This is a genomic window from Streptomyces sp. NPDC002138 (assembly GCF_040296485.1).
Lineage (GTDB): Bacteria > Actinomycetota > Actinomycetes > Streptomycetales > Streptomycetaceae > Streptomyces.
In genome coordinates this window covers 111,827-133,953 of sequence record NZ_JBEOXE010000011.1, presented here as the reverse complement: position 1 = coordinate 133,953, position 22,127 = coordinate 111,827, and the positions used below count along the sequence as shown (strand labels likewise).

Genomic DNA, 22,127 nt, shown 5'->3' with positions numbered 1-22,127 from the left:
CCTGACGCCGGGCGCTGCTCGCGCACGCCGGACATGACAGAGGGGCCCGGCCGTCGATCCGACGGCCGGGCCCCTCTGTCACAGCTCAGGGTTTAGCTGAACGAGTCGCCGCAGGCGCAGGAGCCCGTGGCGTTCGGGTTGTCGATCGTGAAGCCCTGCTTCTCGATGGTGTCCACGAAGTCGATCGACGCACCGTGCAGGTACGGGGAGCTCATCCGGTCCGTGACGACCTTCACACCGTCGAAGTCCTTCACGACGTCACCGTCGAGGGAGCGCTCGTCGAAGAAGAGCTGGTAGCGCAGGCCGGAGCAGCCACCGGGCTGGACGGCGACGCGGAGCGCCAGGTCCTCGCGGCCTTCCTGCTCCAGCAGGGTCCTGACCTTCTCGGCGGCGGCGTCGGACAGGAGGATGCCGTCGCTCACAGTGGTCTTTTCGTCCTGAACGGACATCTGCATTCACTCCCGAAGTGGGCGGCTTCCCGGCGGGGGCCAGGGAAACGTCGGACTCTTGCCGTCGGTGGCAACGAGCGCGGCCTCCGATTCATTCCGGGTCCGGCGCTTGTTCCAGATATTCATGCTCGCACACCGGCGCGCGGGGGCGGACCCCGTCGGCGCCGCCCGGGCGGCGGGTCCCGTGGCGGCCGGGCGAATGCGTCACATCGACACTATCGGCATCGTCAAAGTGACGTGAAGCGGTTATGATAGATAACGTCAAATAGACGAGAAGTCGCCGTGATCTCTTCGGACGTCTCGCTTCCGAAGCTTCAGAAGTCCCTTGTCGCAGAACAGAAAGGGTGCGTGTCGTGACCACCGCCCAGCCTTTGGACGTCCAGCCGACGCCCCTTGCCCTGCTGCTGCTCGGCCGCGAGGCCGACCCCAAGAGCGAGCGCGGGGTGGAGTGTCCCGGCGACCTGCCCTCGCCCTCGGACCCGAACCTGGTGGCCCGCGCCCGCGCGGCCAAGGAGAAGCTCGGGGACAAGGTCTTCATCCTCGGCCACCACTACCAGCGTGACGAGGTCATCGAGTTCGCCGACGTCACCGGTGACTCCTTCAAGCTGGCCAAGGACGCGGCCGCCAAGCCGGAGGCGGAGTACATCGTCTTCTGCGGCGTCCACTTCATGGCCGAGTCCGCGGACATCCTGACCACGGACGACCAGAAGGTCGTCCTGCCGGACCTCGCCGCGGGCTGCTCCATGGCCGACATGGCCACCGCCGAGCAGGTCGCGGAGTGCTGGGACGTGCTGACCGAGGCCGGCATCGCCGACATCACGGTGCCCGTCTCGTACATGAACTCCTCCGCCGACATCAAGGCCTTCACCGGCAAGCACGGCGGCACGATCTGTACGTCGTCCAACGCGAAGCGGGCCCTGGACTGGGCCTTCGAGCAGGGCGAGAAGGTGCTCTTCCTGCCGGACCAGCACCTCGGCCGCAACACCGCCGTCCGCGACATGGGCATGTCCCTGGACGACTGCGTCCTGTACAACCCGCACAAGCCGAACGGCGGCCTGACCGTCGAGCAGCTGCGGAACGCCAAGATGATCCTGTGGCGCGGGCACTGCTCGGTGCACGGCCGCTTCTCGGTGGACTCGGTCAACGACGTGCGCGCCCGCATCCCCGGCGTGAACGTCCTGGTCCACCCGGAGTGCAAGCACGAGGTCGTGGCGGCGGCGGACTACGTCGGCTCGACGGAGTACATCATCAAGGCGCTGGAGGCGGCCCCGGCCGGTTCCAAGTGGGCCATCGGTACCGAGCTGAACCTGGTCCGCCGCCTGGCGAACCGTTTCGCCGCCGAGGACAAGGAAGTCGTCTTCCTCGACAAGACGGTCTGCTTCTGCTCGACGATGAACCGCATCGACCTCCCCCACCTGGTGTGGACCCTGGAGTCCCTGGCCGAGGGCAACCTGGTCAACCGGATCCAGGTCGACAAGGAGACCGAGAGCTTCGCGAAGCTCGCCCTGGAGCGCATGCTCGCCCTGCCGTAGCCGTCCGTACGGCACCGCAGCACACCGCCGTACACGCCGAAGGGGCGCCCCTCGTCAGAGGAGCGCCCCTTCGGCCGTTCCGGACGGCCGGACGGCCGTCCGGTCAGGCGGTCAGGCGGTCAGACCGGGACCTGGTTCTCGTCCTGCGCGGAGGCGGGCGGGCGGACCGCCGTCAGGCGGGACGCGCGCTTCGCGGCGCGCTTGGCCGCGCGGCGCTCCTTGCGGAGTTCCACCATCGTGTAGATGGCCGGGACCAGGAGCAGGGTCAGCAGCGTCGAGCTGATCAGGCCGCCGATGACCACGACCGCGAGCGGCTGCGAGATGAAGCCGCCCCCGCCGGTGACGCCGAGCGCCATCGGGAGCAGCGCGAAGATCGTCGCCAGCGCCGTCATCAGGATCGGGCGGAGCCGGTGGCGGCCGCCCTCGACGACGGCTTCGACGACGCCCAGGCCCTGGGCGCGGTACTGGTTGACCAGGTCGATCAGGACGATCGCGTTGGTCACCACGATGCCGATGAGCATCAGCATGCCGATCATCGCCGGGACGCCCATCGGGGTACCGGTGATGAGGAGCAGGCCGAGCGCGCCGGTCGCCGCGAAGGGTACGGAGACCAGCAGGATCAGCGGCTGGACGAGCGAGCGGAAGGTCGCGACCAGCAGCATGAACACGATCGCGACGGCCGCGAGCATGGCCAGGCCGAGCGAGCCGAAGGCGTCGTCCTGGTCGGAGCTGACACCGCCGATGGTGGCGGTGGCGCCCGCGGGCAGGTGCAGCGCCTTGAGCTTGGTGCTGAGTTCGGTGCTGACCGCGCCGGTGTTGTCACCGGTCGGCCGGGCCGTGATGGTGGCGGCGCGGGCGCCGTCGATCCGGGTCATCGCGACCGGGCCGGGGACCACCTTCACGTCGGCGATGTCGCCGAGCTTGACCGGGCCGACGGGCAGCGCCTGGAGCTGCGCCAGGGTCGCGGCGGGCTGCGCGGAGACGATGACGATGTCGCGCTCGGCGTTGCCGAGGACGGCCTTGCCCGCCGGGGTGCCGTGGACGGCCTGGGCGACGATCGCGCCGAGCGCGGCCTGGTTCAGGCCCGCGTCGGCGGCCTTGGCGGTGGCGGTGACCGAGATCCGCGGGACGGACTGGGACAGGTCGCTCTGGACGTCGGTGACGCCCTTGATCGTGGCGACCTCGGCGCGGACCTGCTCGGCGGCCTTGGCGAGGACTTCGGCGTCGCCCGACTTCACGACGACGCTGAGGTCCTGGCTGCCGAAGGCGGCGCCCGCCGAGACGGTGGTGCGGCCGATGCCGGGGAGCGCGGTCAGGCGCTCCTCGAGGCGCTTCTGGACGCTCTCGCCGTCCTTGGCGTGCTTCAGGGTCACCTGGTAGGAGGCCTGGTTGGTGCCCGTACCGCCGCCGAAGGCCGCCATGAAGCCGGAGGAGCCGACGGTGACCTGGTAGTCCTTGACGCCGTCGGTCGAGGCGAGGACGGCCTCCACCTTGCGGCTCGCCTCGTCGGACGCGGCCAGGGAGGTGCCGGGGGCCAGGGACTGCTTGATGGTCAGGACGTCCTGCTCCCCCTTGTCGAAGAAGTTCGTCTTCAGCAGCGGGGCCATCGCGAAGGTGGCGACCAGGAGCACACAGGCGACGGCCACGGTGGCCAGCCGGCGGCGGGCGACGAAGCGCAGCACCCGGACGTAGAAGGTCTGGAGGCGGCTGTGCGACTCCTTCTCCTCGGCGGCGCGGCGGACCGCGGCCGCGTCGACGGGGGCGCCGTCCACGCCCTTGGGGGCGCTGAGGAACCAGTACGACAGGACCGGTACGACGGTCAGGGAGACCAGCAGCGACGCCAGCAGGGCCGCCGTCACGGTCAGCGAGAAGGAGCTGAACAGCTCGCCGATCATGCCGCCGACCAGGCCGATCGGCAGGAACACGGCGACGGTGGTCAGGGTCGAGGAGGTGACCGCTCCGGCGACTTCCTTGACCGCGGTGATGATCGCGGCCTCGCGCTCCTCACCGTAGGAGAGGTGGCGCTTGATGTTCTCCAGGACCACGATCGAGTCGTCGACGACGCGGCCGATGGCGATGGTGAGCGCGCCCAGCGTCAGCATGTTCAGCGACAGGTCGCGGGTCCACAGCACGATCAGGGCGAGCACGATGGACAGCGGGATGGAGACCGCGGTGACCAGCGTCGAGCGGATCGAGGCGAGGAAGACCAGGATCACGATCACCGCGAAGACGAGGCCGAGCAGGCCCTCGGTGGTGAGGCTGGAGATGGCGGTGGCGACGGCCGGGCCCTGGTCGCTGACCATGGTCAGGCCCGCGCCGGAGCCGAGCGAGGCGGTGAGCGCCGGCAGCTTGTCCTTGACGGCGTCGGAGATGGCGACGGAGCTGCCGTCCTTGTCCATCGTGACGACGACGGCCAGGCTGGGCTTGCCGTTGGTGCGGGTGATGGAGACTGCCTTGGCTGGCACCTGCTTGACGGTGGCGACGTCACCGAGGCGGACCGGCTGCCTGCCGGGTCCGGGGCTCAGGCGCAGGTCCTCCAGCTGGGCGAGGGAGGTGTAGCCGGCGCCGACGCGGACGGTGCGGTTCTTGCCCTCCTCGTCGAAGGAACCGGCGGGGACGGCGGCCCCGCCCGCTTCCAGGCCCTTGGCGAGGGTGGCCGTATCCAGGCCCGCGGCCGCCAGCTTGGCCTGGTCGGGGGTGATGGCGACCTGGAGGTCCTGGACGCCGTTCACGCTGACCTGGCCGACGCCCTTGATGTCCTCCAGCACGGGGACGACGGTGCGTTCCAGCTGGTCGGCGAGGGCCTGCTGGTCCCTGTCGGAGGAAGTGGCGGCGAGGACGACCGTCGGCATGTCGTCGGTGGAACCGGCCACGACCTGGGGGTCGACCTCGGCGGGCAGCCGGACGCGGGCCCGGTTGACGGCCTGCTGGACGTCGGCGACGAGCTGCTTGGTGCCGCTGTCGCCGAAGTCGAACTTGGCCATGATGAGGGCGTTGCCCTCGCTGGCCGTGGAGGTGATGCCGGTGATGCCGTCGACGCCCTTGAGGGTGGCTTCGATGGGCTCGATGACCTGCTTCTCGACCACGTCGGGCGAGGCGCCCTGGTACGGCGCGAGGATGGACACCATCGGCAGCTCGATGGAGGGCAGCAGTTGCTGCTTGAGCTGCGGGATGGCTATGGCACCGAACAGGAGCGCGACGATCGACACGAGGCCGATCAGCGCCCGTTGGGCAAGGCTGAAGCGGGACAGCCAGGACATGGATGAGATCTCTCTGCAGACGTGAGCGAGGGCTGCCTCACCCTGTCCCGGGCCGGTGGGCCCGCACGTCGCCCGCAGGTCCCGTCCTTGTCCGGCGCGTACCGCGTTCGCAGTACGCGCGGCTACTCGGTCCGGGCGCCACGCTCCTCGGACCGGGGCCGCACCAGGCCCGATTCGTACGCGATGACCACCAATTGCGCCCGGTCGCGGGCGCCGAGCTTGGCCATCGCCCGGTTCACGTGGGTCTTGACGGTGAGCGGGCTGACCTCCAGGCGGCCGCCGATCTCGTCGTTGGACAGGCCGCCCGCGACCAGGCCGAGCACCTCGCGCTCGCGGCCGGTCAGCGCGGCGAGCCGTTCGGCGTGCGCGCCGGCCGCGGGGGCCGGGCCCGCGCCGCCGCCCTGGGCCAGGAAGGTGGCGATGAGGCCCTTGGTGGCGGCCGGGGAGAGCAGGGCCTCGCCCGCGACGGCGATCCGGATGGCGTTCAGCAGCTCGTCCGGCTCGGCGCCCTTGCCGAGGAACCCGGAGGCACCCGCCCGCAGGGCCGCGGCGACGTACTCGTCGACCTCGAAGGTCGTCAGCATCACCACGCGCACGCCCGAGAGTTCGGGGTCGGCGCTGATCATCCGGGTCGCGGCGAGGCCGTCGGTGCCGGGCATCCGGATGTCCATGAGGACCACGTCGGCGCGCCGCTCGCGGGCGAGCGCGTAGGCCTGTGCCCCGTCGGCGGCCTCCCCCACGACCTCCATGTCGGGCTCCGAGTCGACGAGCACCTTGAAGGCGCTGCGCAGCAGGGCCTGGTCGTCGGCGAGGAGCACCCGGATGGGCGCGGCGGGGGGCTGCGGGTCGCTCATCGTGTGGTCCACGGGAAGAGAGCGTACGTCGCCGGGCGCGCCCGGCGGTCCGCCGGGCCGGGCCCGGCGCCCGGCGCCCGGCCCGCGGTCAGCCCAGCACGAGGACCACCAGCGCCGTGGTCGCCGCGACCTCGGCCAGCGCTCCGAAGACGTCCCCGGTGACCCCGTCGAAGCGGTGCACGCACCGGCGCAGCAGGAGTTCGGCGGCGCCGAGCGCGGCCAGGACCGCCAAGGCGTGGTGCGCGGCGGCGCCCGGCCCCAGCGGCAGGGCGGCCGCTCCGGCGGCGGCCGCGGTGAGCGCGGCGACCAGGGCGGCGGCCCGCACCGGGACCACGCCCGCGACGGCCGCGCCGAGACCCTCGTGCCGGGCCGGGGGGACCCCGTCGCGGGAGGCCAGGGTCAGGGCGGCCCGGGCGGCGACGGCGGCGACCACCACGGCGAGGGCGCCGCGGGCCCAGCTGTCGGCGTAGGCCTGCGCGAGCGCGGCGGCCTGCAGGAGCAGGACCAGGACCAGGGAGATGACCCCGAAGGGCCCGATGTCGGACTGCTTCATGATGCGCAGCGCGGTGTCGGCGGGCTTGGCACTGCCCAGGCCGTCGGCGGTGTCGGCCAGCCCGTCGAGGTGCAGCCCGCGGGTGAGCGCGGCGGGCACGGCGACGGTGGCGACGGCGGCCAACAGGGGCCCGGCCCCGAGGAGGAGGAGCAGGCAGCCCAGTGCGGCCGCGCACAGCCCGACGACCAGACCGGCCAGCGGAGCGCAGGCCATCCCGGTCCGGGCGGCCGGGCGGTCCCAGCGGGTGATGCGGGCGGGCAGCACGGTGAGCGTGCCGAAGGCGAAGCGCAGGCCGTCGCGGAGCGAGGCGCGTTCGTCGGGCGGGCGCGGGGGCAGACCCGGAAGCGGATCGGGGAGCGGATCGGTCACCGCGCGAACGGTACCGAACGGTACGCGCCCACTGCTGACGGTAAATTACCCATTACATGCCAAATGGGGAGCTCGTGTCATGGGTCACTGGTGGTACCGCAACATCCTGGAACCGGGGAAGCTCCCGCTGCTCCTCGCCCTGCTCTCTTTCGTACTGTCCTTCCTGGTCACGCGGACGATCACGCGGCTGATCCGGGCGGGCCGGGGCCCCTTCAAGAACATCACCCCGGGCGGCATGCACGTCCACCACGTGGTGCCGGGCGTGGTGCTGACGATCATCGGCGGCTTCGGCGCGGTCGGCAGCGGCCGGCACAGCGTGGGCGCGCTGATCTCGGCGGTGCTGTTCGGGCTGGGCGCCGGTCTGGTGCTGGACGAGTTCGCGCTGGTCCTGCACCTGGACGACGTGTACTGGAGCGAGCAGGGCCGCAAGAGCGTGGAGGTCGTGGTGCTGACGGCGGCTCTGGTGGCGCTGGTGCTCGGCGGGTTCCTGCCGTTCGGGGTCAACGAGCTGACCGGCCCCGAGCGGCAGAACCGGGGGCTGGTCGTGATGAACACGGCCACGAACTTCTTCCTGGCCCTGATCGCCCTGTGGAAGGGGAAACCGCGCACCGCGCTGCTCGGGACGGTCATCCCGTTCGTGGCACTGATCGGCGCGGTCCGGCTGGCCCGGCCCGGTTCGCCGTACGCGCGCAGGTTCTACGCGAACCGCCCGCACGCCCGGGCGAAGGCCGGACTGCGGGCGTTCCATCACGACCGGCGCTGGGCCGCGCCGCGCCGCCGGTTCGAGAACTTCATCGGCGGGACCCCGGACCCCGAGGTGGCGGGCGGAAAGGCGACCAGGGCCGTGCGCGCCAGGATCAAGAAGGCCAAGGACACCAAGCTCTGAGGCCGCGCGCCCCGCGCTCCCCGGGCTCCGGCCCGCGCTCCAGGGAGCCGCGGGCCGGAGGCCGGGCGCTCAGCCCGGGATCAGCCCGTCGTCGCTGAGCATCTGCCGGACCTCGTCGAGACTCGCGTCCGGCGCGGGCAGGATCAGCTCGGAGGGCTCCAGCTCCTCGTCCGGAAGCGGGCTGCCCAGACGGCGTACGGCGTCGAGGAGGCCCCCCAGCGTCCGCCGGAAGCCTTCCTCGTCGCCCGCTTCCATCTCCGCGAGCAGCTCGTCGTCCAGCGTGTTCAGCTCGGCGACGTGCGCGTCGTCGAGCCGGACCTGGCCTTCCCCCATGATGCGGACAATCATGACGGGCCCCGTTCTACTGCTTGTCGAACCGGTGCTGGGTCTGCGAAGGCTGGGAGGTGCCCGCGCCGCCGCCCTCGAGGGCCTGCTGCTGCGCGGACGGGCCGCCGGCCAGCTCCTGCTTCATCCGGGCGAGCTCCAGCTCCACGTTCGTGCCGCCGGAGAGGCGGTCCAGCTCGACCTGGATGTCGTCCCGGGTGCCGAGGCCGCTCTGGTCGTCCAGGGCGCCGGAGGCAAGCAGCTCGTCGATCGCGCCCGCGCGCGCCTGGAGCTGGGCGGTCTTGTCCTCGGCCCGCTGGATGGCGAGGCCGACGTCGCTCATCTCCTCGGAGATGCCAGAGAAGGACTCCGCGATCCGGGTCTGCGCCTGGGCCGCGGTGTAGGTGGCCTTGATGGTCTCCTTCTTGGTGCGGAAGGCGTCCACCTTGGCCTGGAGGCGCTGCGCCGCGAGGGTCAGCTTCTCCTCTTCGCCCTGGAGGGTCTGGTGCTGCACTTCCAGGTCGCTGACCTGCTGCTGGAGCGAGGCGCGGCGGGACAGGGCCTCGCGGGCCAGGTCCTCACGGCCGAGCGCGAGGGCCTTGCGGCCCTGGTCCTCCAGCTTGGCGGACTGGCCCTGCAGCTGGTTCAGCTGGAGCTCCAGGCGCTTGCGGGAGGTCGCCACGTCGGCGACTCCGCGGCGGACCTTCTGGAGCAGTTCGAGCTGCTTCTGGTACGAGTAGTCCAGGGTCTCGCGCGGGTCCTCGGCCTTGTCAAGGGCCTTGTTCGCCTTCGCGCGGAAGATCATCCCCATACGCTTCATGACACCGCTCATGGGCTTCGCGCGCCCCCTTCTGAAGGACTTCGGCTCGTGGTCACCTACAAGACCCACAGTACGGGCCCTGCCTCTATTACCGCACTGTTCGGGTACGGATGCGCTCCTCCTCCAGGACGACCTCTCCCCCGGCCCGTCAGGCTGGAGGAGTAGGTGGTCCCCCGGGAGGCGGGCGCCCACACCCGTGACGGGGCGGACCCGTCACCGGTAAAGACGCCCGCCGTTGCGGGATCGTTCCCCGCCGGGGTGGGGGCCGTGGCCGCGACCACGTAGGCTTGGGTTTTGTGTTTGGTAGCCGCTCCTCCAAGGAAGAGAAGGCCGCCGCCACCGACAAGGTGAGCGCCGACCTCTCGCAGACCCGTGACCCGCAGGCCCCGAAGGGCCGCCCGACGCCGAAGCGTGCTGTGGCCCAGTCGCAGCGCAAGGCCGTGGTGGCCTCGACCGGCAATCGCAAGGAGGATGCCAAGCGCGCCCGTGAACGCCGCCGGATCGAGATGACCAAGCAGCGAGAGGCCCTCGCCAGTGGCGACGAGCGCTACCTGCCCGCCCGTGACAAGGGCCCGGTCCGCAGGTTCGCCCGCGATTTCGTGGACTCCCGCTTCTCCGTCGCCGAGATGTTCCTGCCCCTCGCGGTGATCATCCTGGTGCTGAGCATGGTCCGGGTCCCGTCGATCCAGAACATCGCCCTGCTCCTGTGGCTCGGCGTGATCGTGCTGATCATCGTCGACTCCATCGGCCTGTTCATCCGCCTGCGCAAGGCGCTGAACACCCGCTTCCCGGACGAGCCCAAGCGCGGCGCCGTCGCCTACGGCCTGATGCGCACGCTCCAGATGCGCCGGCTCCGCCTGCCGAAGCCGCAGGTCAAGCGTGGGGAACGGCCCTGACCGGAGCGCCGCCCGCAGCCGCGGGCGACAGCTTCGCGGGCGGTGCCCGGCTGTGGCTGGAGGGCTTGGGCGGCCTGCGTAACGCGGTCCGCCAGGAACTCGTGGGCCGTCAGGTCGACGAGCAGATCGCGCACCGCTTCCCGGTCGGGCAGCGGCTGCGCGTCCTCGACGTCGGCATGGGCCAGGGCACCCAGGCCCTGCGCCTGGCCCGGGCCGGGCACATGGTGACCGGTCTGGAGCAGGACCCCGGCATGCTGGCCGTGGCCCACGAGGCGCTCGCCGCCGAGCCGGCCGGGATCCGCGACCGGGTCCGGCTGATGGAGGGCGACGGCCGGGAGACCGGCGCGCACTTCGTGCCGGGCAGCTTCGACGTGGTGCTCTGCCACGGCGTGCTGATGTACGTACCGGAGCCGGACGGCATGCTCGCCGGGCTGGCCCGGATGCTGGCGCACGGCGGACTGTTGTCCTTGCTCGTGCGCAACGGCGACGCCCTCGCGATGCGCCCCGCGCTCGGCGGGGACTGGCCGGCCGCGCTGGCCGCCTTCGACCGGGTCGCCTACACGAACCGGCTGGGCCTGGACGTACGGGCGGACCGGCTCTCCACGCTGACCGCGACCCTGTCCGGGATCGGCGCGCCGCTGCAGGCCTGGTACGGCGTACGGGTCTTCACCGACGGCAGCGAGGCGGGCGAGGTGCTGCCCCCCGAGGCGGAGCTGGAGCAGCTGCTGGCCGCCGAGGACCGGGCCGGGCGCACCGACCCCTACCGCGGGGTCGCCGCGCTGCTGCACCTGTGCGGGGTCCGGGGCTGAGGTCACGGGCTGCGATGCGGGACCGGCTTCCGGGGGCTGCCCCCCGGAGACCGGCCGGCCGCGGACCCGCCGGCCTCAGGCCTGCTGGGCCTCGCTCAGGCTCATCGTGTACAGCTCGGTGCCGCCGTCGTCGGACAGCTTCACCCGCTCCGTACCGCCCTCGAGCAGTTCCTTCCAGTACTCACCGATCCAGGACTCCGCGTCGCCCTGCGTCGTGAACTCCTCCGGGACCACCGCCGGGGTCGACTCGCTGCCATCGGCCGCCTCGAACCGCCACGTCCACGCCATGTCCGCCTCCGTTGCTCGTCCTGTACCCGGCCGGTACGCGTCCGGGTACTCCCCGTGAGTCTGCCCGCAGACTAGCCGGGCGCGCACCACTCGCGCGGACGCGGGAGGATCATCTGTGTGGAACTGACTCTGCTGGGCACCGGCACACCCGAAGGACTGCCCCGCCCCGGCTGTCCCTGTGCGGCCTGCGCCGTCTCCGTGGGCACCCGGGCGCGGGCCGCCACCGCGCTGCTCGTCGACGGGGCGCTGCTGCTCGATCTCACCCCCGGGGCCGTCCTGGCCGCCGCCCGGTCCGGGCATTCCCTGGGCGGGGTGCGCCAGGTGCTGCTGACCCACCCGCACGACGGCCCCGCCGTGGAGCTCCCGCCGGGGCTGCCCGCCGCGGGCCGGGTGCCGGACGGGCGGCAGCTGTCGGTGATCAGCGGCCACCGGGTGCGGGCGGTGGCGATGGACGCGCCGGGCACCGGGTACGAGGTGACCGGGCCCGACGGCGACCGGCTGCTGTACCTGCCGCCCGGCGGGGCCCCGGCCGGGACGAACGGCGTCTCGGAGCGGCCGTACGACATGGTCCTGCTCGACGTGCCGGGGCGGCCCGAGGCACTGGCCCGGCTGCGGGCGAGCGGCGCGGTCGGCCCGGCCACCGATGTGATCGCCGTCCACCTCGACCACGACGTCCCGCCCGGCCGGGAGCTGGCGCGCCGGTGCGCGGCCGTCGGTGCGCGGGTGGTGCCGGACGGGACCACGCTGGTGGTGGGCGAGTACCACGCGGTACCGGACCTGCCGCGGCGCACCCTGGTGCTGGGCGGGGCCCGGTCCGGCAAGTCCCTGGAGGCGGAGCGGCGTCTCGCCGGATTCCCCGAGGTGCTCTACGTCGCCACGAGCGGCACCCGCGAGGGCGATCCGGAGTGGGCGGCGCGGGTCGGGCTGCACCGGGAGCGCCGGCCCGGTACCTGGCGGACCGTGGAGACCTGCGACCTGGTGGAGCTGCTCGACGAGGGCCCGCAGGGCCCGGCCCTGCTGATCGACTGTCTGGCGCTGTGGCTCACCGACGCGATGGACCGGTCCGGGGCGTGGGACGACGAGACGTGGGAAGGCGGCGGCCGCAAGGAGCTGCGCCGGCGCACGGCGGCGCTGGTGGCGGCCGTCCGCTCGACCCGGCGGCGGGTGGTGCTCGTCAGCAACGAGGTGGGCGCGGGCATCGTCCCGGCGACCGCGTCGGGGCGGCGCTTCCGCGACGAGCTGGGCCGGTTGAACGCGGCGGTGGCGGCGGAGTGCGAGCACGTCCTGCTGGTGGTGTCGGGCCAGCCGGTGACCCTCAAGGAATGACGCTCCCTCAGGGCCGCGCCGGGGCCGACGGGCAGGGCATGAACCGGCGGGCGGGCACGGGTACTCTTCGGCAGATGACCACGCTGAATCTCGACGACTTCTCCGATCTGATCGAGCGCCCCGACGGGGGCGTCCGGCGTGACGCCGAGGATCGCCGCGAACGGCTGGCCGTGCCCGCCGGGGCGCTCGGGCGGCTCGACGAGCTGGCCGACTGGCTCGCCGCCGCGCAGGGCCGCGTTCCGGTCGCGCCGATCGAGCGGCCCCGCGTGGTCCTCTTCGCCTCCGACCACGGGATCGCGGCCGAGGGCGTGTCCGCGCGCCCCGCCGGCTCCGCCCACCTCCTCGTACGGTCCGTGCTCGACGGCGAGCGCCCGGTGTCGATCCTGGCCGCCCGCTTCGGCGCGGGGCTGCGGGTCGTGGACGCGGGTCTGGACTGCGATCCGGGGCTGCTGCCCGAGGACGTGGTCAAGCACCGGATCCGCCGGGGCAGCGGCCGCATCGACACCGAGGACGCGATGACGCCCGAGGAGGCGCGGGACGCCGTCCGCCTGGGCATGGCGATCGCGGACGAGGAGGCGGACTCCGGTACGGACCTCGTCGTCCTCGGTGATCTCAGCGTCGGCGGGACCACCGTCGCCGCCACCCTCGTCGCCGCCCTGTGCGGCACGGACGCCTCCGTGGTCACCGGCCGCGGTGGCGCGCCCATCGACGACCTGACCTGGATGCGCAAGTGCGCCGCGATCCGCGACGCGCTGCGCCGCGCCCGCCCGGTCCTCGGCGACCAGGTGGCGCTGCTGGCCGCGGTCGGCGGGCCGGACGTCGCCGCCATGACCGGTTTCCTGCTCCAGTGCGCGGTGCGCCGTACGCCGGTGATCCTTGACGGGATCGTCTCGGCGGCGTGCGGTCTGGTGGCCCAACGGGCCGCCTTCCGGGCCCCGGACTGGTGGCTGGCGGGCCAGGCGAGCGGCGAACCGGGGCAGGCGAAGGCGCTCGACCGGATGGCACTCAACCCGGTGCTGGACCACGGCGTCACAGTGGGAGAAGGAACCGGGGCGTTGCTCGCCCTCCCGCTGGTCCAGGCGGCCGCCGCGCTCGCGGCGGACCTCCCGGAACGGACGACGGCATCGACCGGCCCGTCGCCGGAGTAGTGGGTCGGGGACCCTTGGCGCCCTGACCAGGCCCGGGGTCTTCCTGCTCTCCGGGGGAAGGCGGGCCCCACATCATCGCTTTTCATGGGAGAGGTCCGTTTGACCAGCGCAGAGACCGACCGGAGCACCGACCGGGCACCCGTCGGCGATCCGAGCGGCAGGAAAGAGTCCGGCGACGCCGGCAAGACGGGGGGCCGGGAAACCGGCCGGGGAAGCGCCCGTTCGCGGCGCAGCGCCGCGTTCGCGGTGTGGTACCTGCGCGCCGTCACCTTCATCAACTTCCTCAGCGCGGTGTGGCTTTCGCTCGGGCAGGACCTGCGCGACCACAACACCGCCGACTTCTACACGCCGTACCTGCTCACGGCCGGTTTCGCGTCCGGCCTGTTCTCGCTGATGCTCGCGGTGACGATGGGCCGCCGCAAGCGGGCCGCGTGGATCCTCAACGTGGTGCTCAGCGGGCTGCTGCTGATCGCCTTCGTCCTGGTGACGTGCACCTCGTACTATCCCGAGTTCCGCGCGCACACGCAGAACTGGATCTCGCTGGTCCTGACCGCCTCGTTCGTCGGGGCGCTGCTGCTGGGCCGCAAGGAGTTCTACGCGCGCGGTGACCGCTCGAACCCGAAGCTGGCGACCGTGGTCGGGGCCGTCGGCCTGCTGGCGGCCTCGCTGATCGCCGCGCTGCTGGTGGGCGCGACCAACAACGCTCCGGACCAGTCCGGGGTGACGTTCCTGACCCGCTGGCGCTACGGCGTGATGCGGCTGGTCACGCTCGCGCCCGACGACCAGGCGCTGAGCGGGATCACCACGCCCGCCTGGGTGGACGTCTTCATCAACGTGATGTCGACGGTGCTGCTGCTGGCGGTGCTGTTCGCCGCCTTCCGCTCCCGCCGGGCCGTGGACCCGCTCACCGAGGCGGACGAGGAGCGGCTGCGCGCGCTCCTCGCCAAGCAGGGCGACCGCGATTCGCTGGGCTATTTCGCGCTGCGCCGCGAGAAGAGCGTGATCTGGTCCCCCACCGGCAAGGCCGCGGTCACCTACCGGGTGATCGGCGGGGTCTCGCTGGCCTCCGGCGACCCGATCGGCGACCCCGAGGCGTGGCCCGGGGCGATCGAGCCGTGGCTGGCCGAGGCCCGGGAGCACGGCTGGGTGCCCGCGGTGACGGGCGCGAGCGAGGAGGCGGGCACGATCTACGCCCGGCACGGCCTGGACGCCCTGGAGCTGGGCGACGAGGCGATCGTGGAGACCGACGAGTTCACGCTGGAGGGCCGCGCGATGCGGACCGTCCGGCAGGCCTACAACCGGGTCAAGCGGGCCGGGTACGAGGTGCGGATCCGGCGGCACGCGGACATTCCGGCCGCGGAGATGGACGTCCTGCTGCGGCGGGCGGACGACTGGCGCGACGGCGCGACCGAGCGCGGCTTCTCGATGGCGCTGGGCCGGCTGGGTGATCCGGCGGACGGTCAGTGCGTGATGCTGGAGTGCACCGACGGCACGGGCGAGCTGCGGGCGGTGCTGTCGTTCGTACCGTGGGGGCCCAAGGGCCTGTCGCTCGACCTGATGCGCCGTGACCGGGATTCCGAGAACGGCCTGATGGAGTTCATGGTCATCGAACTCCTGGAGCGGGCCAAGGAGATCGGGGTCACGCAGGTCTCGCTGAACTTCGCGATGTTCCGATCCGTCTTCGAGCGGGGCTCCAAGCTCGGCGCGGGTCCGGTGCTGCGGATGTGGCGCTCGCTGCTCAGCTTCTTCTCGCGGTGGTGGCAGATCGAGTCCCTCTACCGGGCCAACGCCAAATACCGGCCGATCTGGGAACCGCGGTTCATGCTCTTCGAGAAGAGTTCGGACCTGCTGCGGATCGGTATCGCGGCGGGCCGCGCCGAGGGCTTCCTGGAGGCTCCCGGTCTGCCGAAGTGGCTGCACCGCAGACACCTGGAGACGCACCGTTGACCACAGCCTCACTGAGGCGGTTCGCCCGCCGTGAGTGGGGGCCCCTGTACTGGACCGTCCGGGACACGCTCGCCGCCAAGGGGTGGCGGGCGGTCCCGATGTCGCTCGGCGCGGTCGTCCTGACCACGGTCTTCCAGATCGTGCAGAACCAGTCCTGGGGCTTCCAGCCGGTGCAGGACCTCGGGTCGGTGAAGGCCGCCGACCCGTTCTGGCTGGCCCTGATCCGGACCCCGCTGTCGCTGTTCGTGCCCGCCCTGGACCTGCCGGTGTGGGGCGCGCTGCTCCAGATGCTGCTGGTGTTCGGGATCGCGGAGATCTGCATCGGCTGGTGGCGGACGCTGCTGATCGGGTACGTGGCCACGCTGGCCGGTACGACGTACGCGCGGATCGGGCTCTCGCTGAGCCCCGAGCACCCCTTCGGGCTGCCGCTGACGGACCGGGTGGTCAACGACACCGGGCCGTCGGCGGCGGTCGTGGGGCTCGCCGTCTTCGTGTGCTGGCGCTACCGGGCGTACGTCACCGGGGGCCTGGTGATCGCCGTCATGATCATCGAGGTGATCGTGAAGAACAACCTGGCGGGCAAGGAGCACCTGGCGGCCATCGCCGCCGTCATGGCGGTGTGCCTGGTCCGCGCCACGTGGGGATCGGACCGCCGCCGCGTCCCGCCGGGACGCAGGCCGCCGCCGCCCGGGGCCCCGCCCGCCCGCTCCTCGCCGGGCGGGCCGCAGGCCGTACCGTAGGTTCCCGTGACCACACCCTTCGGGCCGCCCCTGGCCGGTACCCGGCACTGGATGCGCGCGCACCCGCTCGCCACCGATGCCCTGCTGGCCCTCGGGGTGTTCGTCGCCATGGTCCTCGGCTCGTTCGCCGACCCGCACGGGCCGCACGGGCAGCCCACCTTCGGCACCCGGACGCCCCATCTGCTGTCGCTGGTGCTGATGGTCCTCACGGCGGCCGTCCTGGTGCTGCGCCGGCGCCACCCGCTCGCGGTGCTCGCCGTGACCAGTGCGCTCACCCTGACCGAGCTGCTCACCGGCGAGCCCCGGGCGCCCGTCGCGATGGGCGCCGTGGTCGCCCTGTACTCGCTGGCCGCGCGCACCGACCGGCCGACGACCTGGCGCGTCGGCCTGCTCACCATGGCCGGGCTGACCGGGGTCGCGATGCTCGCCGGGCCGCTGCCCTGGTACGCGCAGGAGAACCTCGGGCTGTTCGCCTGGACCGGGATGGCCGCGGCCGCCGGGGACGCCGTCCGCAGCCGCCGCGCCTTCATCGACGCGATCCGCGAGCGGGCCGAGCGCGCGGAGCGGACCCGCGAGGAGGAGGCCCGGCGCCGGGTCGCCGAGGAGCGGCTGCGGATCGCCCGCGACCTGCACGACGTGGTCGCGCACCACATCGCCCTGGTCAACGTGCAGGCGGGGGTGGCGGCGCACGTCATGGACAAGCGACCCGACCAGGCCAAGGAGGCCCTCGCGCACGTCCGCGAGGCCAGCCGCTCCGCGCTCAACGAACTGCGGGCCACCGTCGGGCTGCTGCGCCAGTCCGGTGACCCGGAGGCCCCGACCGAACCGGCGCCGGGACTCGCCGTCCTGGACGCGCTGGTGGACACCTTCCGTCACGCCGGGCTGCCGGTGGACGTCATCGTCCAGCTGGGTCCGGAGCCCGGGGCGGCCCTGCCCGCCGCCGTGGACCTGGCCGCGTACCGGGTGATCCAGGAAGCGCTGACGAACGTGCGCAAGCACGCCGGTCCCGGAGCCCGCGCCGAGGTCAGCGTGGTCCGGGTCGGCTCGTCGGCCGAGGTCACCGTGCTCGACGACGGCGGCTCCGGCGCGGACCCCTCGCCCCCGCCCGTCGACCCGGGCGGCGGCCACGGGCTGCTGGGCATGCGCGAGCGGGCGGGCGCCCTGGGCGGCTCCTGCTTCGCCGGGCCCCGGTACGGGGGCGGCTACCGGGTGCACGTCATCCTGCCGGTGTAGCCCCCGGCCCGGCCCCGCGCCCCTCAACAGGCCTTGCGCCAGGCGTCCAGCTCGTACTTCTTCTGCAGCGAGCTGAGCCCCAGCTCCTTGGAGCGGGCGCAGAACCGGCCGAGCGGGAGCTCGTACTCCACGTGGAAGACCGCCTTGCCCGCCGCGACGAAGGGCGTCAGCCGCTCGCACTCCGCGTACTGCGCGCACTGCTCGTTGACCGCGAAGTCGAAGTCGCCGACCAGCTGCGGGATCTGGTCCAGGTCGTTCTTGAGGCCCACCGCCAGCCCCCGGTCGTGCGCCAGCTTCGCGATCAGCCGGTTGTAGCGCAGCTGGTCGTCGGCGGTCAGCGGGAAGCCCGAGGTGTTGCGGTAGCCGTCCATGTTGTCCGGCTCCACCGCGTCGAAGCCCTTGTCCCGGCACATGTCGAAGCGCTTCGCGATCAGCGGCTCCAGCTCGGTCAGGCGCCTGATGTCCAGCCAGCGCTCCCCGTCCCAGCCGTTGCCCTTGCCGAGCATGTCCTTCGGGAAGTCCCCCGCGTCCGGCCGGAAGTCCTCCCACGCGCCGGTCGACAGGTAGCAGATCACCTCCCGGCCGTCCTCCTTCAGGCCCGCGACCTGCTCCTTGCTCGTGGTGAACCCGTCCACGTCGTACACGGCCGCGTCCACCGAGGTGTCCAGCTTGCCGGTGAGCTGCCACTGCCAGCCGGTGCCCGGCTTCGGCTGCCAGCGCTCCCCCGGCGCCCGGGTGGGCGCCGGACCCGGGCCCGGGGCGTCGTCGCCGTCGTCGTCCGGGCCCGCCGTACAGGCCGCGAGGAGCAGCAGCGGCACCACCCACAGCAGCCGGCCCCGTACGGGCGTTCTCCTCATCCGGCGGCCTCCAGTGCGTACGGCAGGGTCCCCCACGGGTGCGCCCCGGTGCCCGGGACCGCGCAGTGCACCGCCGCCCCGCGCTGCGCGGCCAGTTCGGCCGTCGGAGCGCCCGGCGGGACCGCGTACACCAGGTGGCAGAACCGCTGCGCGGGATGGTCGGCGGTCCACGGCGGGACCGCCGCCGCGTCCCGGTAGGCGTCCCACGGGCCCTCGAAGGTGACCAGCAGATCGGCGAGTTCGGCGTAGCCGGGATGCGGGTGCACCCCGTGGTTGAGTACGAGCGTACGGGCGCCCGCGGCCCGGGAGGCGACGGCGAGCCGCCGGTAGTGGGCCAGCTGGTCCCCGTCGGCGGAGACCTGGTCGAGGAAGGCGCCGTCGGTGCCGTACCAGTCGCGGTGGCGCAGCAGGTCCTGGACGACGGCCGCGTGCGGGCGCCGCCCGTAGTCGGTGTCGGCGTAGCCCAGGACGGGCACGCCCGCCGCGCGCAGCCGCTCCGCGACGGCGGCGAACCGCTCGTCGGGAGCGGCGCCCGGGCCGCTGTCGGGATTGAGCACCACCGAGTGCAGCCGCCCGGCGGCGCGGATCAGGGTCTCCCAGGCCTCCGGCCGGTCGGCGGGATGCTCGTACAAGGGCACCAGCAGCATGGCTTCCTTCACTTCTCTTCGGTCGTGTCAGCGCATCGGTCGTCTCGGGCCCGCGCCTGCGCGGGGCGGGTCAGCGGTGCGCCGTCGCACGGCCGAGGAGTACGCAGACCAGCGCGGCCAGCGCGGCCGCCGCCGCCCCCGCCACCACCAGCTGGACCAGCCGGGGCTGCCCGAAGCCGGTCAGCAGGGCCAGGCTCTGCGCGGCGGCGGCCGCCGCGCACACCGCGGCGGCGGCCCGCACCGCGCCGAAGGACTGCAGCAGCAGCCCGGTCCACATCACGGTGCCGAGCAGCAGCAGGGTCGCCACCCGGACCCCGGTGAGCCCGGGCGCCCCGGTCCACAGCAGGGTCCCGGCGACGCCCAGGGCGAGGAGCACCGCCAGGTACGAGGCCAGGCACTCGGCCAGGGTCACCAGCATCCGCCCCCCGAACGCCCGGGGCGAGCGGGCGGCCCGCAGCCCCGCCAGGGAGCCGCTGCGGAAGCGGTGGAGCAGCCATTCGGCGGGGCCCATGCTGAGGGTGAGGGCCACCGCCGAGGGGGCCGCGACCGCCTCGGCGGGGCCGCCCGCGAGCACCTCGCCGAGGGCGGCGTAGAGCACGAGCAGGCCGGTGCCCAGGCCGAACACCCCGAAGGGCACCGAGTCCGCGAGCCGGGGCCCGCGCGGCGCGAACTCCTCCTCGGCGCCCCGCAGCATCCGCCAGCGCACCATCCCCTCGCCGGAGCCCCGCCGCGCCCAGCCGCGGACCCGGCGCGCGGTCGCCCGTACCCCCTCGGCCAGCGGCAGTTCCCGCAGGGCGAGGGCGCAGGCCGCCAGCAGCGACAGTGCGAGCAGGACCACCCGGGCCGGGGTCGCCAGCCCCACGGTCAGCGACACCACCGCGCCCGCCGCCATCGGCAGCAGGGCGCAGAGCAGCAGCCGCTCCCGGCCCAGGACGAGCAGGACCGTCGCGGCCCCGACGTAGACGGCCTGCCCGGCGGCGAAGGCGTAGGAGAAGGCGGGCCCACCGGGCACGGCCAGCGCCGCCGCGCTGCCCAGCAGGGCGCCCGCCGGGGCGCCGACCAGCAGGGTCCGCCCGGCGGCCGCCCGGTCGCCGAGGCCCAGCCAGGAGTAGGCGCGGTGGGACAGGGTCTGGTCCCAGACCCAGCCGATCAGGGCCCCGGCGAGCAGGGTCAGGGTCCCGGCGGGCAGCCCGAGCCGGTCGGGCGGCCCCTCCAGCAGCGGCGCGCCCAGGATGTAGGCGAGCCCGGGCAGGGCGAAGATCAGCCCGCGCAGCAGGCAGGCGGTGAGGGAGACCTTCCAGGGGTCGGGGGTCTCGGCGGGTTCGGGGAAGGACCGGGGCACCCGGGCGTACAGCTCCTCGGCGAGCGCGAAGGAGTCGTGGCGGCCGTAGGCGAGCCGGATGTGCTCGTCGGTCATGCCGTCGGATTCGAGGACGGCGGCGATCTCGTCGGGGTGCACGGCGGCGGCGATGAACGGGCCGAGCCGGTCGACGAGTTCGTCCATCGGGTCGGCGGCGGCCACCCCCGGCCCGGTGCGCCGGGGCCGGGGGATGGCGGGCAGCGTGTCGCCGCCGGGGATCTTGAGCCAGAGGGAACCGCTCACCACAGGCTCCCGTCGGCGGCGAGTTCGCGGTACCAGGGGTCGGCGAGGCGCCGGGTCCAGTCCTCGCCCGCGTGGAGGGGCGGCACCGGCTGTCCGGCGAGTTCGCGGTAGATGTGCCGGAAGCCGTCCACGGACTGATGGAGGGTGAATTTCTCCACCACGCGCTTGCGCGACATCCGCCCCAGCTCGGCGCGGCGGGCGTCGTCGCGCAGCAGCGCGAGGGTGGCCTTCGCCATCAGCTCCGGTTCGCGGGGCGGTACGACGAGCCCGGTGTCGCCGACGGCCTCGCGGACCCCGCCGACGTCGGTGGAGACGGTGGTGCGCCCGCAGGACATCGCTTCGATGATGCTGAAGGGGAAGCCCTCGCTGATGCTGGAGAGCATCACGATGCTGCCCGCGGCGTAGGCCTTGGCGACCTCTGCGATGCGGCCCTCGTACGAGATCCCGTCGGTGACCCCGAGTTCGGCGGCGAGCTTCTCCAGGCGCAGCCGGTAGTCCTCGCAGCCCGCGGGGACGGGGCCGAAGAGCCGCAGCCGCAGGGCGGGCAGCTCCTCGCGCATGAACGCGTAGGAGCGGATGAGGGTTTCGAGGTCTTTGATGGGGTCGATGCGTCCGCACCAGCTGAGGGTGGGGACCTCGGGCTCGGGCCCGGCCTCGGGAAAGGCGTGCGGGTCGACGCCGTTGTAGACCGTACGGATCTTCTCGGAGGGCGCCCCGCCGCGCTCCTCCCAGCGCCGGTTGTACTGGTTGCACGGGGTGATCAGGTCGGCCTGGCGGTACCCCTCGGAGTTCAGCTCGCGGTAGAAGCCGAGCAGCAGGGCCTTGACGGGCCAGCGCTGGGCGGCGGTGCGGTAGCCGAGGTAGCGCTCGCGCAGATAGATGCCGTGCTCGGTGAGCAGGAACGGGACCCCGTCGAGGCGTTTGGCGGCGAGCGCGGGGAGAGTGGCGAGGCCGCTGCTGACGGCGTGCGCGACGCTGTCGGGCGGGATCCGCACGGCGAGCGGGCGCAGCGCGTGTTCCAGCAGGTCAGTGGCGGTGAGCGCGTCGTGGATGGTGGGCGCGGCGCCCGCGGTGGGCATCCCCGGGCGGGTCCACACGGTCATGAGCGTGCGCAGGACGGACTCGGAGCGCAGGGCGGTGGCGAGCCGGCCCGCCCGGGCGTGCAGCGCGAGTTCGTGCAGGGCGGCGGAGAAGGCGGCGTTGCCGGGACCGGACGGCGGGGCGAGCAGGGAGAGCAGGAACTGTTCGTACGTCTCGGTGAAGCGGCGGTGGGCTTTGCCCCGCAGGGGCCGGCGCAGGCCCCGGCCGGGTGCCGGTCCCCAGAGCGGCACGGCGGTGTGCCGGTAGACGTTGCGCGGCAGTTCCCAGGTCACCGGCTCGCGACCGGAGCCGGTCAGGGCTATGACGTTGAAGTCGACCTCCGGCATCCCGCGGACCAGCTGGTCGCACCAGGTGCTGACGCCCCCGTGAACGTGTGGATAGGTGCCTTCGGTGAGCATGGTGACATGACGCCCACGGCTCATGCGGTGTGTCCCCCCAGGACGGAAAAGGGGCCGGCGCCCGTGGGTTCGCGGAGCGCCGGCGCT

Annotated in this window: 20 protein-coding genes; 9 read left to right on the top strand and 11 right to left on the bottom strand. The window is 73.1% G+C overall.

Annotated elements, in window-relative coordinates:
* Positions 1-92 precede the first annotated feature (92 nt).
* Positions 93-449, bottom strand: coding sequence for an iron-sulfur cluster insertion protein ErpA (erpA, locus tag ABT084_RS10195; protein ID WP_214949940.1), 357 nt, complete (start codon positions 447-449; stop codon positions 93-95).
* A 344-nt stretch (positions 450-793) separates the two neighbouring features.
* Here erpA and nadA point away from each other — a divergent pair, with 344 nt between their 5' ends.
* Positions 794-1,981 (top strand): quinolinate synthase NadA, encoded by a 1,188-nt coding sequence (gene nadA / locus ABT084_RS10190; RefSeq protein WP_351040423.1) that lies wholly within the window; start codon positions 794-796, stop codon positions 1,979-1,981.
* A 119-nt stretch (positions 1,982-2,100) separates the two neighbouring features.
* On the opposite strand, the gene ABT084_RS10185 is transcribed toward nadA, so the two are convergent.
* The 3 genes from ABT084_RS10185 to ABT084_RS10175 form a co-directional block, all read right to left on the bottom strand.
* Positions 2,101-5,241: an efflux RND transporter permease subunit gene (locus tag ABT084_RS10185; protein ID WP_351040421.1), complete on the bottom strand. Its 3,141-nt coding sequence runs from the start codon at positions 5,239-5,241 to the stop codon at positions 2,101-2,103.
* 122 nt (positions 5,242-5,363) lie between these two features.
* A complete protein-coding gene (locus ABT084_RS10180; RefSeq protein ID WP_351040533.1) occupies positions 5,364-6,095 on the bottom strand; it encodes a response regulator in 732 nt (243 codons plus the stop codon).
* A gap of 88 nt (positions 6,096-6,183) precedes the next feature.
* Complete coding sequence (locus tag ABT084_RS10175) at positions 6,184-7,017, bottom strand: adenosylcobinamide-GDP ribazoletransferase (protein WP_502968884.1); 834 nt, start codon at positions 7,015-7,017, stop codon at positions 6,184-6,186.
* A gap of 79 nt (positions 7,018-7,096) precedes the next feature.
* On the opposite strand from ABT084_RS10175, the gene ABT084_RS10170 reads away from it, so the two are divergent.
* Positions 7,097-7,903, top strand: coding sequence for a hypothetical protein (locus tag ABT084_RS10170; protein WP_351040419.1), 807 nt, complete (start codon positions 7,097-7,099; stop codon positions 7,901-7,903).
* 69 nt (positions 7,904-7,972) lie between these two features.
* Here the strand turns inward: ABT084_RS10170 and pspAA are convergent, their stop codons facing one another.
* Together pspAA and ABT084_RS10160 are read right to left on the bottom strand one after the other, a co-directional pair.
* Positions 7,973-8,251: a PspA-associated protein PspAA gene (gene pspAA, locus ABT084_RS10165; RefSeq protein ID WP_351040416.1), complete on the bottom strand. Its 279-nt coding sequence runs from the start codon at positions 8,249-8,251 to the stop codon at positions 7,973-7,975.
* Positions 8,252-8,264: 13 nt separating this feature from the next.
* Entirely contained in the window at positions 8,265-9,059 is a 795-nt protein-coding gene (locus ABT084_RS10160) for a PspA/IM30 family protein (protein WP_351040414.1), read from the bottom strand.
* 275 nt (positions 9,060-9,334) lie between these two features.
* Here ABT084_RS10160 and ABT084_RS10155 point away from each other — a divergent pair, with 275 nt between their 5' ends.
* Entirely contained in the window at positions 9,335-9,943 is a 609-nt protein-coding gene (locus ABT084_RS10155) for a DUF3043 domain-containing protein (protein ID WP_351040411.1), read from the top strand.
* A gap of 56 nt (positions 9,944-9,999) precedes the next feature.
* Positions 10,000-10,752 carry a class I SAM-dependent methyltransferase gene (locus ABT084_RS10150; protein WP_502968887.1) on the top strand — a complete coding sequence of 251 codons (753 nt, stop codon included), beginning with the start codon at positions 10,000-10,002 and terminating at the stop codon, positions 10,750-10,752.
* A gap of 75 nt (positions 10,753-10,827) precedes the next feature.
* On the opposite strand, the gene ABT084_RS10145 is transcribed toward ABT084_RS10150, so the two are convergent.
* Positions 10,828-11,040 (bottom strand): hypothetical protein, encoded by a 213-nt coding sequence (locus tag ABT084_RS10145; RefSeq protein ID WP_351040405.1) that lies wholly within the window; start codon positions 11,038-11,040, stop codon positions 10,828-10,830.
* A 117-nt stretch (positions 11,041-11,157) separates the two neighbouring features.
* Here ABT084_RS10145 and cobU point away from each other — a divergent pair, with 117 nt between their 5' ends.
* The 5 genes from cobU (at position 11,158) to ABT084_RS10120 (ending at position 17,434) form a co-directional block, all read left to right on the top strand.
* A complete protein-coding gene (gene cobU / locus ABT084_RS10140; RefSeq protein WP_351040402.1) occupies positions 11,158-12,366 on the top strand; it encodes a bifunctional adenosylcobinamide kinase/adenosylcobinamide-phosphate guanylyltransferase in 1,209 nt (402 codons plus the stop codon).
* Positions 12,367-12,440: 74 nt separating this feature from the next.
* Positions 12,441-13,514 carry a nicotinate-nucleotide--dimethylbenzimidazole phosphoribosyltransferase gene (gene cobT, locus ABT084_RS10135; protein ID WP_351040399.1) on the top strand — a complete coding sequence of 358 codons (1,074 nt, stop codon included), beginning with the start codon at positions 12,441-12,443 and terminating at the stop codon, positions 13,512-13,514.
* 246 nt (positions 13,515-13,760) lie between these two features.
* The gene (locus ABT084_RS10130) at positions 13,761-15,461 is read left to right on the top strand and encodes a phosphatidylglycerol lysyltransferase domain-containing protein (protein WP_502968886.1); all 1,701 of its coding nucleotides are present in this window, start codon (positions 13,761-13,763) and stop codon (positions 15,459-15,461) included.
* Positions 15,458-16,201 carry a hypothetical protein gene (locus ABT084_RS10125; RefSeq protein ID WP_351040394.1) on the top strand — a complete coding sequence of 248 codons (744 nt, stop codon included), beginning with the start codon at positions 15,458-15,460 and terminating at the stop codon, positions 16,199-16,201. Before ABT084_RS10130 ends, ABT084_RS10125 begins: the two co-directional genes overlap by 4 nt.
* A gap of 51 nt (positions 16,202-16,252) precedes the next feature.
* Entirely contained in the window at positions 16,253-17,434 is a 1,182-nt protein-coding gene (locus ABT084_RS10120) for a sensor histidine kinase (RefSeq protein ID WP_351040528.1), read from the top strand.
* Positions 17,435-17,457: 23 nt separating this feature from the next.
* On the opposite strand, the gene ABT084_RS10115 is transcribed toward ABT084_RS10120, so the two are convergent.
* The 4 genes from ABT084_RS10115 to pelF all read right to left on the bottom strand — a co-directional run bounded on the left by ABT084_RS10115 (position 17,458) and on the right by pelF (position 22,064).
* Positions 17,458-18,291: an endo alpha-1,4 polygalactosaminidase gene (locus tag ABT084_RS10115; RefSeq protein ID WP_351040391.1), complete on the bottom strand. Its 834-nt coding sequence runs from the start codon at positions 18,289-18,291 to the stop codon at positions 17,458-17,460.
* On the bottom strand, positions 18,288-18,938 hold the full coding sequence (locus ABT084_RS10110; protein ID WP_351040389.1) for a spherulation-specific family 4 protein: 651 nt from the start codon (positions 18,936-18,938) through the stop codon (positions 18,288-18,290). Before ABT084_RS10110 ends, ABT084_RS10115 begins: the two co-directional genes overlap by 4 nt.
* Positions 18,939-19,008: 70 nt before the next feature.
* Positions 19,009-20,541 carry a hypothetical protein gene (locus ABT084_RS10105; protein ID WP_351040386.1) on the bottom strand — a complete coding sequence of 511 codons (1,533 nt, stop codon included), beginning with the start codon at positions 20,539-20,541 and terminating at the stop codon, positions 19,009-19,011.
* Entirely contained in the window at positions 20,538-22,064 is a 1,527-nt protein-coding gene (gene pelF, locus ABT084_RS10100; RefSeq protein ID WP_351040384.1) for a GT4 family glycosyltransferase PelF, read from the bottom strand. The genes ABT084_RS10105 and pelF overlap by 4 nt, the downstream gene beginning before the upstream one ends.
* Positions 22,065-22,127: the final 63 nt, after the last annotated feature.